Origin of the sequence: Nostoc sp. (genome assembly GCF_036919595.1) — a bacterium.
Taxonomy (GTDB): domain Bacteria; phylum Cyanobacteriota; class Cyanobacteriia; order Cyanobacteriales; family Nostocaceae; genus Nostoc.
In genome coordinates this window covers 1-11,809 of the sequence record NZ_JBALCO010000102.1, presented here as the reverse complement: position 1 = coordinate 11,809, position 11,809 = coordinate 1, and the positions used below count along the sequence as shown (strand labels likewise).

Here is an 11,809-nt window from a genome sequence, read left to right as displayed (position 1 = left end):
GAGAGTTCAGCCTTTAGTGACAGTAATCTGCTGTCAGGCTGGATTAGTTATTTACGGACTAATTACCGTGATTTTACTAATCAGCGAATCGCACGACTATTAAATATTGACTCTAGGCTCTTGACTCTTGACTCTCGACCATTGACTATTAACTGTTGACTATTCCACTATCTTCTGCGATGCAATATTTCTATCGTCTTTTAATATGCCTATCTGGGTGCTTAATATTTTTACTGCTGCATAGTGGCTTTGGTTTGTTGCCGAGTTTGGCCGCCGAAAAGATTGTTGCCAGGTACGGATTGTTTGAGCAATCGCTCCCAGTGGCAGATATACGCAAGTATGCCGAGACACAAAAGGTTTCTGGCGATTTGCAATCTTTCTTAGGTTACCTTAGCGCTAAGGATAAACAGAAGTTCCAAGATGCTCTTCAGGTGAAAATGTCTCTTGATATTGCGGCTTTAGATAAGCTGATAAATACAGGAATAGGGAAGCAAATTTTATCTTTTGCTTCCCAAGCGACTGTCTTTCCGACACGCTCCCCGATCGCCCGTCGTGATCAAGGCAGTATACAAGCCCTACGAGCTGCCATTATCTTAGGAGCAAAATCACCAGAAGGTTTAGGGATAACCAGCTTTCTAGAAGCCTATCCCAGTAATCAACTAGTCTTTGACGTGTCAAAAATTTCCAAGCTAGTCAGCATGGCTAATTTATCTTCTGGTTCTGCTGATACACCACCAAAGGACAATGTAAGTTCTTCACCCTTAGGGCAAATTGCGCTGCAATATCAGATACTCGCCGCCCAAGGTAAACAGTTCTCAGGTTGCTTATTCGGTGATTCTATTTCGGCTGAACTTGGTAATACTCTTGGGAATGGCACTTTTAATTTTGGGTTAAATGGTCTGAGTACAATTTCATTGCTGGAACAACTGAAAAGTTTAATTCCTACTAAGCTTAAATGCGAAAAGGCGATTATTGCCATAGGTGGAAATGATGCTTGGTATGGAATTAGTGATCAGTTATTTAGCAAAAATCTGCAAGAGGCGATCGCACTTATCCGCACAATGGAAACTAAAGAGATTTTTCTGATTCCGGCTTTTTATTCAACAGTTGCAGCAAGCTTAGATCCAACTGTAGCAGCCCCACTTTCTAGAGTTGAACAAATTAATGTTCTGATTAATCGAGTTGCTGAAATTGAAAAAGTGCCAGTTGCAGCAGCAGGACTAACACCTTTGTATGAAAATAATGTTCTTAAAGAGAATTTGACGAGTGATGGTGACCATTTAAATGCAGAGGGTCTAAAAATTTATCGACAAGCATTATTGCAAATTCTTGGTAAGTAATATAATGTCCGTTAAATTGCCCATAGTAAAAGCACCCCAAAGAGCCAAAGCTACACTTTTGCTCCTCTAAGAGGATGTTTTAAAAGTGGTTGGCTGTGATTTTATGCACTTATTCATTTCCCTAACCCCCCTTTTTAAGGCTATAGTGTACACACAAGTCGGAAAAACTTCATCTACCAAAGATTTGCAGTGCGTTACGCTGGCGTGAGAAAGCTAAATTATTGCAATCATGGCGATGCCTGCGGTTCTTGCTAGCCAACGCATTTGTTATTTCGGCGATCGCATTTGTTATTTCGGCGGACTCATTCGTTATTTCGGCGAACTCATTTGTTATTTCGGCGTGTCCATAACGCACCCTACGAAACTATTAGAAGAGTTGAAACCTATGCTGGTCATACTTGTGTGTACACCCTAGCTTTTTAAGGGGGGAACCGAATCAAAGTCCCCCAATTTATCGTGGATTTATCGCTCTTCCATCACTCTGGTAAAAGAAAAATCTCAGCCAACTTTTATAAGTAGTTAGGAACCAACATAATTCGTAGTTTGTAACTCAAAGTTATGAATTACGTAGCTTGCTTCTCGCCATTCGCCTCTGGTTTCGTAGAGAAGGCAAGTATTACGAATTACTAATTATCACTTTTAGGCTTTCCAATTCAAAAACCGCACATAAATATAAGCGATCGCTTCATCAATAATTGTCCGTACGCCTTGGCTATAACCCCACCATTCATTTGGATCGTAATCTTGCGTTTTGGCAGCAATCGCACCAACTTTAATATTAGGGGTAAGTAATTTTTTGAACAACAACCAACTCCTACGGGTGTGAACGTCTAAGGAAAAAATATTAATTGATTGTAGCTGTAAATTTGAATTAGATAGCCAGCGCTTAAATTCGACAGCAGATGCATAACTACGATCCTTAATTACCACAGGTGTCGGAACAGCTACCACCTTGTCTGATTCTAAACCGAGTTTCTTGAAGGTGGCGGCTGACACTTCTGCAAAGTTCTTGTATTCACTAAGATAATTTCCTTTTTCTATTGTGCCTCCTGTGGTAATTACTAGACGATAAGAACCGGTTTTAAATTCAGTCAAAGCTTCTTCTATTGCGTAATCAGGCAGCCATCCTTCAACTACTAATACTTCTGCTGATTTCATAGGGGAAGTCACGGCGAGAAATGAGTGTACATGAGTAATAGTGAAAAATATTAAATAAGCAATCAAAGCGATTGCAATCGCCCACCCCTGAGCCGTAAGTATCCACATTTCTTGGCGTTTTATTAGTTTGATTTTTGGAAATTTTTGACGCCGACGATTTTTTGCCTGCATTAAACCTTAGCTAAACGTTGTTCTTTCAAGTAAGTAAAGACAGACTTATCTCCAATATCAGCAGGAATTGCTTGCACTGTCTTTCGCAGCGCAAACACTAAAAACAACGTCGCCCAAATTCCTAATAAAACATTTTCCCCCTGAGTTGGTAGAATTCCCACCAAATGTCCTAACAACAGTAGCGGTACTGTTAGGGTTAATACTTTGGTTTCCAGGCGATTAAAGCAAAAAGCCTCTTTAAAATAAATACCTGTCAAAGCAACGAAGATAAAACCAACTCCAAATAAGGTAACAGGCTGATTGTAAATAGTGAGAGCCAAAGGTTCACTACTAGAGATTGCCAGAATCACTGATGCTATACTACCGATCGCCCAAAAAATTTGCAACATTCGGTGCAGTGATGCCATGTAAATATGAATGGTAAATAAACTTACACCAAGAGCGAGACTAAAACAAGCATATAGAGGTGTAAGTGCGGTAAAAACAGTCGGGTTATTGTTGAGCAAAACTAAAGCACTGCCTATGGCAAAGCTCAGTGCTGCTACTAATAACCCAGCCCGATAGATAATTACACCAGTGCGATCGCTCTGAGTAATTGTAAATTCCCCAAACTGACCTTGATAAACTTTTGGTACAGATAGTGTTTGCGTAGTCATATTCAAGAATATAGTTATGATTCTTTAGTAGAGTACACCAAGAAATTGCTTAAGAGTTACTCTTTTTATTATGGTTAATAAAACTAACTTAGTGTCACAATCCCTAAATTTTTAAGCAATTTTGTCGGGTGGGCACTGCCTACAGTGCGCTCAAACCCTTATTTTTAGGTTATGTGCAGTGCCCAACGCCAGTTGCTCTAATTAGGGAAACCCCAGATGCACTCTCTACGCTTTAGATTTACTACCAAAAACACATTTTTTAAGAGATGAAACTTTGGCGATCGTTATCATCTAACCCGCACCGAATAAAACTCAGTTTCTGCCGAGAGCAGTGCTCCAAAGTCAGGTACTAAATAATTAGGGGTATAAATCACCTATTTAATAGTGCAACCCCGATAGCGTTCGCTAACGCGTCTCGTAGAGAAGCGTTAGTGAGTCTTCTCCCTTGGCGTTAGCCTCTCCCTTTGGGAAAAGGGGAGACGCCAAAGGCGAACGAGCGTCATAGCCCGCACAACTCTTGGAGACGCTTTTGCTAGCAAGATCCCCGTAGGGGTACGGCATGGTTCGACTACTTCGCGCTCAGTACAAGTGCGCTCACTAGCCGCTTAGTAACCACCACAGGCATTGCAGCTAAATAGCTATATTATTGATAATATAGCTATATAACTGAGAATTAAAACCTGATTTAACTTTGGAGCATTGCTCCCGTTTCTACCCGTTTAAAAGACTTTTTCTCAAGTTGTCAGGTCTTAAGGAATAGAAACCGATCGCAATAACCGCTCAACAACAGTTCTCGCGTTGCGTCCTCCTCTAGGGATGAGGCGATGGCAAAGAACGTGAGGGATGAGAAATTTCACATCGTCGGGAATGGCATAATCACGCCCTAATAGAAAAGCTAGCGCTTGGGCAGCACGTTGTAATGCTAATGTGCCACGCGGACTGACACCAAGGGCTATTTCCTCATCTTGGCGTGTTGCCCGTACCAATTCGAGGATGTACTGTTGCAAGGAGGTTGCCACTTTTACTTGAGAGCAGAAGTAACGCAATTCCTGTACTTCTGCCAAGGTAATACAAGGCTGCAAATCAGTAACTTTTACATCATTTTGCAGATTTTGCAGCATCTGGAGTTCTTCTGCCTCGGAAGGATAGCCTAAACTCAGCGACAACATAAACCGATCCATTTGCGCTTCCGGCAGGGGAAAAGTACCTTGATACTCGATAGGGTTTTGAGTGGCAATAACAAAGAAGGGCTGAGGAACTGCACGAGAGACACCATCAACTGTTACCTGATGCTCTTCCATGACTTCCAGTAAAGCTGACTGAGTGCGGGGTGTAGCACGGTTGATTTCGTCAGTTAGGAGGATATTCGCAAAGACTGGTCCAGGAAGAAAAGTAAATTCACCGCTTTTTGGGTTCCAGATGTTGGTGCCAGTAATATCAGTTGGCAGTAAATCAGGGGTACATTGTAGCCGTTGAAACTTGCCATCCACAGAACGAGCTAGGGATTTAGCGAGCAGGGTTTTACCAACGCCAGGGACATCTTCTAGGAGGGCATGACCACCAGCTAGCAAGGCGACTAGCACCAAGCGTATTGCCTCAGTTTTACCAACGATGGTAAGAGCCAGATTTTGTGTTAAAACGTCAATTTTTTCTCTCATGCAGTGCGCGGAGTGGGGAATAGGGAATGGGTAATGGAGACTGGGGACTGGGAACTGGATTATTTTCAATGCCCAATGCCCAATTTCTCTAAATACATTGTTCCCACTCCTAACTTCTAACTCCTGTACAGACGCAATTAATCGCGTCTACTCCTAACTCTTAACTTTTAACTTTGCAATCCAGCACTCAAAACTTCTTTAGCAACAATACAGTCAAGTTGAATTTGTGTTTTCAGAGCTTCTAAAGAAGAAAATTTTTGTTCAGGGCGCAAAAATTTAACTAGCTGCACAGCCAGTTTTTTACCATACAAATCACTAGACCAATCGAATAAATGTACTTCTGCAGATGAATAAGTACCGTTTACAGTTGGGCGGTTACCGAGATTCATTATGCCCAAGCTCTCACTAGGAGTAGCATCTGATGTTTCACTGAGAGTGAAAACGCGGACAGCGTAAACTCCTTGGTGGGGCAAGAACTTTTCTTTTGGTAGTTGGAGGTTGGCCGTGGGAAAGCCAATGGTTCTGCCTAATTGTTGACCTTGAACGACAACACCAATGAGAGTGTAGGGGCGTCCTAGTAGAAGATTTGCGTTTTCGATGTCGCCGTGCTCAAGGGTTTGGCGGATCAATGAAGTGCTAATGCGGGCATCCTGAGTCGGAGTAGTAGTGACGCAATTGCTTTGGGTGGGCGAGTCACCTGTATAAGTTTGTAAGGGAACAATGGTAACGGGGATATTGTGCTTGGCGGCGATTAATTGCAAATCTTTAGCAGTACCACTACGCTTTTCACCAAAACAAAAATCTTCCCCTATACTAATTTGCTGGCATCGCAGTTGTTGCACGAGAATTCTTTGTACGAATTCTTCGGGTGTCAAGGCAGATAATTCTTTGTCAAAGGGTAGTAGTACCAGTTGTTCTACCCCAAGCGATCGCAATTGTTGGACTTTTTCATCCAGTGGTGTTAACAAAGTTCGGGGTTGCCCCGTAAAAAACTCCTGTGGATGGGGGTCAAAGGTGACAACTGTTGAGTAGGTATATTCTTTATTTGTCAATTGTCCGTTGTCAGTTGCTAGTTGTTGATTTTCCTTTGACTGCGGACTAGTGGCTACTGACAAGTGACCACCAGCGTGCAAGACTGGTTGAATTACCCTTTGATGACCAAGATGAACACCATCAAACTTGCCAAGGGCAACAGCAGTAGGCATTAGCAGCCCTTCGCTCGAAGAAGCAACCCACATAGAACACCCATTTTTAGACAAATTTAGCACGTGGATTCTGAGATTTTAGGTTTATTTTAGCTATCAGCAGGAAGCTACCTTATGGTAAACCGCCTTGAGGAGGACAGCTTTTGTAGACGGTCTGAACTTCCACCAACTGCCCATGAGGTCTTATGCTATCAGCCAGGATGTTAATGTAACTCCTTTTAACTATCAGCCAAAAGCCTAAGCCACGGCAAGTCATCCAAGATGGTTTCTTATGCGATTAGCTTAATTACAAATTTTAGATTTTAGATTTTAGATTTTTTGGTTCATGCCCCACCATGTTAGGGCGAAACAAATCCAAAATCCTCAATTTAAAATCTGACGCTCTTACATCGCTAACGCTGCGCTATCAGAGCCAACCAGACTTCGTTTTGCTACGTTCGCAAAGCGTCTCGCAGAGAAGACATTGGTTTGTTTCAATCCCTTCGGCTTAGTGCAGTCGCTCATGGGGAGCCACTGCGGTGGAAGGGTTAAGAGGCATAAAGGAGGCAGTGCGCCCTTGCGGTTTCCCGACTTGTTCGCGCCTGGCTCACCGTGCTGCTTCACCAAAATCCAAAATCCAAAATTGGTTGACAGTTAATTGCTAAGTCCAGACAACCTCAAATACGAGAGCTAAAAAGGCTCTAGTTTCGTGTTGAGACTGCAACAAGGTTTTACCCTCCCATCAGCCGCAAGAGAGGGCGTCTGTGGGTATCTGGGCTGTGTTGGTGAATCTATAAAGTGTGTCCTCCTGTTGTCGCCCTTATCCTGTGGTCGGCGTGACAACTCTGGGCAGCGCTGTCTCACTGTACAGCCAACAAATACGCTCTCACGCTGAAAGCTTCTGATCACCAATCTAATCTAAAATCTCCAATTCCTCTGATCGCAATCTTTAGGTAGAAAACTTACTAACAGGAAAAGATTCTGATAAAGAAACTGAGGTGGGAACCTGGAGTACGATTCCTTCCCGTGCCATGATAGCCCCAGGAAATTCCGCAGATGCTTGTTTCCCTACATGATCTAAAAAGTCGTCATTGTGCGCGGGGTCGTGGTGGTAAATCGCCAGAGTTTTGACGTTAGCAGCTTGTGCCACTTTCACTGCTTCTTGCCAGGTAGAATGTCCCCAGCCAATTTTTGGAGTTTTTGGGCTATGGTATTCTTCGTCTGTATAGGTGGAATCGTAAATCAGAATGTCAGCATTACGAGCTAGCCACAGCACATTGTCATCGAGTCGGTCGGGAAAATGTTCGGTATCGGTAATATAAGCAGCAGCACCACCATGCCAGTTGACGCGGTATCCTACGGCTTCACCTGGGTGGTTTAGAGGTGCTGTTTCTACAGTAACGTCATCGATGTATATTGGTTGCCCCGGTCGAATGTCGTAAAAATTTAAATTGGCTTGCATAATCTGCAAGGGTACAGGAAAGTTCGGGTGCAACATCTGGTCATTGAGGCGCTGTTCTATGGTAGAGCCATCAGGAGCGATCGCGCCGTAGATATGAAAATCATTCCCCTTTACAAATCCTGGGGTAAAGAAGGGAAAACCCTGCATGTGATCCCAGTGAGAGTGGGTAAAAAATATATGAGCTTCTAACGGCATTTGGCACAACAAAGATTGCCCCAAAACATGTAGTCCTGTGCCGGCATCGAAAATTAAGCGTTTATCGCCCGCTTGCATTGATATGCAAGGGGTATTACCGCCGTAACGAACGGTGTGTGGCCCTGGACTGGGGATGCTGCCGCGAACGCCCCAAAATTGTACGGTAAACTGGTTCTCTATCCTAGACATGGGTGTTGCTTGCTGGACTGAGCGGGCGATAAATGAAAAATTGCTACTTATTTTGTCTAAGTTTATGCTGTCTTACTGATTTTGATAAAGGAAGGATTTCTTGGTAAAACAGCATACCCTGTTTCTGGCTAATTGTGTAAATGTGGATAAAATACTCTCAAGTAAAATTCTCAATTTATTGGGATGGATGTGTATCAGTTATTTCAAGAGCGCCCCTACGTTATAGCCTACATTTTTCTGTGATGCATTTGAATAACCCCAGTTTTATCCTGATTAATCAAATGATTCACGAAAACTTGAATTCCAACTCAGACAATTTATCTAGTCCAGTTACGTAAGTAAGATTATATTGTAACGGGGTAATACTGATATAGTTTTTACGTACAACGTACACGTCTGTAGGTACATTTTGAGGCAGATTTAATCCGGTTGGAGGTTCTATTTCCTCAATTACCTCTCCGGTTAACCAGTAGTACGTTTTTCCACGAGGATCAACTCGTTTATCAAACACATCAATGTAACGCCGCACTCCTTGACGGGTAAGAGTAACTCCGGCAATTTCTGACCACTTAACAGCAGGAATATTGACGTTGAGCAGCATCAAATCTGGCAGCGGTTTTTGGGCTAACTGGTCTACGAGAATTTTGGCAAACTTAGCAGCAGGTTGAAAGTCTTTAGATGTGTGACTAATAAGACTTAGCGCTACACTGGGAATGCCTTCAATTAGACCTTCCATTGCCGCCGAAACAGTGCCGGAATACAGGATTTCAGTTCCCAAATTCGCACCTTGATTAATGCCAGAGAGAACCAAATCAGGGGGAGTATCTAGCAAAGCCCACAGCGCCAATTTGACACAATCTGAAGGTGTACCATCGCAAGCCCAAGCTTTGACAGCAGGATGAAAAATCTCTTCAACAATTTCGGCGCGAATTGGTTGGTGTAGAGTTAATCCATGTCCAGTTGCTGATCGCTCTCGATCTGGGCAAACTACACTAACATCATGACCTGCCTCTGCCAAGTAGTTGGCTAAGGTACGGATACCCAAGGCAGAAATGCCGTCATCGTTACTAATTAGTAATTTCATAGTTATTGGTCATTGGTCATTAGTTATTTGTTATTTGTTATTAGCCATTTGTCAATGTCGGAGGTCACAGGCAGCAAAAAAACATCCATACTAGTACACTGTGGCGTCAGTTTGGCTACCTTTAACAAGGGGATTTTGCCCCTTGTCTTAAATGCCAAGTCTTGTTGATTAAGATGTTAGCTGGATTTATGCCAAGTTGTACTAGCCCAATCGTCTCTAACTGATAAACAAAAGTTTGGTTTCAACCCTCACCTTTAGCTGATGTTAATGGCATAGGTGTAAGTTTATTTATCGAGCAGTTCACAGCTTTTGACTATAGACTAATGACTAATGACCAATGACTAATAACTAATGACTAGCAATTTAGAAGCTCAACTTTTAGCACTGCGGCAAGAAGGAGAAAAAGCGATCGCAGCCGCCGATACCCTAGAACGTCTGGAGGAACTCAGAGTTAACTATCTGGGTAAGAAAGGGGAACTGGGGGCACTGTTGCGAAGTATGGGGCAAATGAGTGCAGAGGAACGACCGAAAATTGGAGCGATCGCCAATACAGTCAAAGAATCTTTGCAAACTAGTCTAGACCAGCAACGCGTCGCCCTGGAAGCCGCGCAAATTCAGGTACAGCTAGAGGCTGAAACTCTGGATGTTACTATGCCGGGAATTTACAGCCCCCAAGGTCGCATTCATCCCCTCAACGGCATTATCGACCGGGCGCTGGATATCTTTGTCGGTATGGGCTACACCGTGGCTCAAGGGCCAGAGATGGAAACAGATTACTACAATTTCGAGGCTCTCAATACCCCGCCTGACCACCCCGCCCGTGATATGCAGGATACCTTCTACCTCCCAGATGGTAATCTTTTACGTACTCATACCTCATCGGTTCAAATTCGTTATATGGAAAGAGAGGAACCACCGATTCGGGTTGTGGCTCCAGGGCGAGTTTATCGGCGAGATAATGTAGACGCGACTCACTCAGCTGTTTTCCATCAAATAGAACTTTTAGCCATTGATGAGGGACTAACTTTTACAGACCTTAAGGGGACAATTAAGGTATTTTTACAAGCAATATTTGGCGAGTTACCAATTCGCTTCCGCGCCAGTTATTTCCCGTTTACCGAACCTTCCGCTGAAGTGGATTTGCAGTGGAATGGGCGCTGGCTAGAGGTAATGGGCTGCGGTATGGTCGATCCAAATGTACTTAAGTCTGTGGGTTATGACCCAGAAATTTATACTGGGTTTGCTGCCGGTTTTGGTGTAGAACGCTTTGCAATGGTGTTACATCAAATCGATGATATTCGTCGCTTGTATGCTAGCGATTTGCGGTTTTTACAGCAATTTTAAGTAAGTGATCGCTTTAAATAATCAGGCGTTTACTAAATCTCTTGCAAAAGTCAATTAGATGAAAATATAACCACAGATAAATACCCATGAATTATCTGTGGTTTTAAATAATAGATCGGGATTGATGAATTTGTTAAACTATCAGTATCTAATACCAATTCTTTATGAAGCTGCGCTAAATAAAGCTTCAAGAATGAAGTCGTAAGAGGTGAGAGAAGTAATTACCGCTGGTGTAATAGTTTCTAGCACAGAGGTTAATTTCTGACGTAGTTGGCAAAGGGTTTTACAATTCTCCCATTCCAGTTTGCTCTTAAGAAACTCCCAAAACCTCTCAATTGGGTTTAATTCAGGAGAGTGCGGTGGTTGGAAAATTGGTATAATATTTTCTGGACAGTCAAGAGTTTTAATTGTATGAAATGAGCCTTGGTCAAACTGAATAACTGCAACGTCGTTACCAATTTCTGCTGATAACAACTCTAAAAACCTCTGAAACGTTCTAAGTGTTCTCCAGTAACTATCGGCTCTTTACCCGGTGCTTGTTTCACCTCTAACAAACCTCTGTATCCCCCATCTTTATATTTTTTCAACCAACGAGTTATTGTTGCTTCATCACGTCCTAAACGTTCTGCCAGCGTTCGCCTACTTGTAAATTGACCCGTTTTTAGCCAGTAGAGCATTTGTAATCGCTCTAGGCTACTAGCTTCTACTGCATATTTGACAGCTTTTTCCAATTCTTCTGTGCTCTGTTTAATTTCAACTTGCAATTTGAGACCCATCACACTTACACCAAATAGATCCTTGGGAATAATTTAGCGCAGCTTCATACAAAAATGGTATAACTTCTCTTAACGTGATATGACTGCAATCACTGGCAAACGTCTAACGCTAGAGGAATATTTGAAGTATGACGATCGCACGGATAGCCAGTATGAACTGGTAGCAGGTGAGTTAGTTTCAATGCCACCTGAAAGTCCAAAAAATGTCCAGATATCTCTATTTATACTGGTAAATTTCCTCAAGTTTGTTCCAGTTAATCGCTTAAGTAACAAAGTTGAAATTGTTGTTGCTGGTTTTCGTGCGACAGTGATGAGCAGCAGTACATATTACACAGGCAAACCAGCCTGCTGCTGATCATAACTATTGGTAAACTAAAGGCAACGCCAGTTCTGCTGAGTGATTTATTCTATGTTTGCTGAAACCTCCTCGCGCTACGTTACCCGTAACCCGGAAATTTTGAGTGGAGAGCCAATTATTATAGGTACTCGTACATCTGTCTGACTTTTCCCGTTAAGTCTCTTTTGCAAGCTGCCAACCCTCACAGAGATCGTGTAATTTTAACCAACCTCGCCACAGTACCTGGATACCAAT

The 11,809-nt window shown here is 42.8% G+C and carries 12 protein-coding genes; 3 read left to right on the top strand and 9 right to left on the bottom strand.

The annotated features are described in order from the left end of the window. Positions 1-155: 155 nt before the first annotated feature. Positions 156-1,340, top strand: a complete 1,185-nt coding sequence (locus tag V7K21_RS15465; protein ID WP_335175666.1) for an alpha/beta hydrolase — start codon at positions 156-158, stop codon at positions 1,338-1,340. 169 nt (positions 1,341-1,509) lie between these two features. On the opposite strand, the gene V7K21_RS15460 is transcribed toward V7K21_RS15465, so the two are convergent. The 7 genes from V7K21_RS15460 to surE form a co-directional block, all read right to left on the bottom strand. Beyond that, positions 1,510-1,695 carry a hypothetical protein gene (locus V7K21_RS15460; protein WP_335175664.1) on the bottom strand — a complete coding sequence of 62 codons (186 nt, stop codon included), beginning with the start codon at positions 1,693-1,695 and terminating at the stop codon, positions 1,510-1,512. A 284-nt stretch (positions 1,696-1,979) separates the two neighbouring features. Next, positions 1,980-2,669, bottom strand: a complete 690-nt coding sequence (locus V7K21_RS15455; protein WP_335175662.1) for an ElyC/SanA/YdcF family protein — start codon at positions 2,667-2,669, stop codon at positions 1,980-1,982. Beyond that, positions 2,669-3,325 (bottom strand): DUF2301 domain-containing membrane protein, encoded by a 657-nt coding sequence (locus V7K21_RS15450; RefSeq protein WP_335110202.1) that lies wholly within the window; start codon positions 3,323-3,325, stop codon positions 2,669-2,671. Before V7K21_RS15450 ends, V7K21_RS15455 begins: the two co-directional genes overlap by 1 nt. A 749-nt stretch (positions 3,326-4,074) precedes the next feature. Beyond that, positions 4,075-4,983: an AAA family ATPase gene (locus V7K21_RS15445; protein WP_335175660.1), complete on the bottom strand. Its 909-nt coding sequence runs from the start codon at positions 4,981-4,983 to the stop codon at positions 4,075-4,077. 167 nt (positions 4,984-5,150) lie between these two features. After that, positions 5,151-6,251: a bifunctional riboflavin kinase/FAD synthetase gene (locus tag V7K21_RS15440; protein WP_442948891.1), complete on the bottom strand. Its 1,101-nt coding sequence runs from the start codon at positions 6,249-6,251 to the stop codon at positions 5,151-5,153. Positions 6,252-7,116: 865 nt separating this feature from the next. Beyond that, positions 7,117-8,013 (bottom strand): MBL fold metallo-hydrolase, encoded by an 897-nt coding sequence (locus V7K21_RS15435; RefSeq protein ID WP_335175656.1) that lies wholly within the window; start codon positions 8,011-8,013, stop codon positions 7,117-7,119. Between the two features lie 286 nt (positions 8,014-8,299). Further along, positions 8,300-9,097 (bottom strand): 5'/3'-nucleotidase SurE, encoded by a 798-nt coding sequence (surE, locus tag V7K21_RS15430; protein ID WP_335175653.1) that lies wholly within the window; start codon positions 9,095-9,097, stop codon positions 8,300-8,302. 351 nt (positions 9,098-9,448) lie between these two features. Between surE and pheS the strand changes: the two genes are divergently transcribed. After that, entirely contained in the window at positions 9,449-10,441 is a 993-nt protein-coding gene (pheS, locus tag V7K21_RS15425) for a phenylalanine--tRNA ligase subunit alpha (RefSeq protein WP_335175650.1), read from the top strand. 162 nt (positions 10,442-10,603) lie between these two features. Here pheS and V7K21_RS15420 read toward each other — a convergent pair whose 3' ends face one another. Both V7K21_RS15420 and V7K21_RS15415 read right to left on the bottom strand, forming a co-directional pair. Then, positions 10,604-10,915, bottom strand: a complete 312-nt coding sequence (locus V7K21_RS15420; RefSeq protein ID WP_335175649.1) for a transposase — start codon at positions 10,913-10,915, stop codon at positions 10,604-10,606. 2 nt (positions 10,916-10,917) lie between these two features. Next, on the bottom strand, positions 10,918-11,217 hold the full coding sequence (locus V7K21_RS15415) for a helix-turn-helix domain-containing protein (RefSeq protein ID WP_335175647.1): 300 nt from the start codon (positions 11,215-11,217) through the stop codon (positions 10,918-10,920). Between the two features lie 79 nt (positions 11,218-11,296). Here V7K21_RS15415 and V7K21_RS15410 point away from each other — a divergent pair, with 79 nt between their 5' ends. Then, positions 11,297-11,572, top strand: coding sequence for a Uma2 family endonuclease (locus tag V7K21_RS15410; protein ID WP_335175645.1), 276 nt, complete (start codon positions 11,297-11,299; stop codon positions 11,570-11,572). Positions 11,573-11,809 lie beyond the last annotated feature (237 nt).

Bases quoted from the DNA above. Each gene is read 5' to 3' on its own strand.
- V7K21_RS15445 (WP_335175660.1), bottom strand. From the start codon at position 4,983: ATGAGAGAAAAAATTGACGTTTTAACACAAAATCTGGCTCTTACCATC.
- pheS (WP_335175650.1), top strand. From the start codon at position 9,449: ATGACTAGCAATTTAGAAGCTCAACTTTTAGCACTGCGGCAAGAAGGA.
- V7K21_RS15410 (WP_335175645.1), top strand. From the start codon at position 11,297: ATGACTGCAATCACTGGCAAACGTCTAACGCTAGAGGAATATTTGAAG.
- V7K21_RS15415 (WP_335175647.1), bottom strand. From the start codon at position 11,217: ATGGGTCTCAAATTGCAAGTTGAAATTAAACAGAGCACAGAAGAATTG.
- surE (WP_335175653.1), bottom strand. From the start codon at position 9,097: ATGAAATTACTAATTAGTAACGATGACGGCATTTCTGCCTTGGGTATC.
- V7K21_RS15435 (WP_335175656.1), bottom strand. From the start codon at position 8,013: ATGTCTAGGATAGAGAACCAGTTTACCGTACAATTTTGGGGCGTTCGC.
- V7K21_RS15455 (WP_335175662.1), bottom strand. From the start codon at position 2,669: ATGCAGGCAAAAAATCGTCGGCGTCAAAAATTTCCAAAAATCAAACTA.
- V7K21_RS15450 (WP_335110202.1), bottom strand. From the start codon at position 3,325: ATGACTACGCAAACACTATCTGTACCAAAAGTTTATCAAGGTCAGTTT.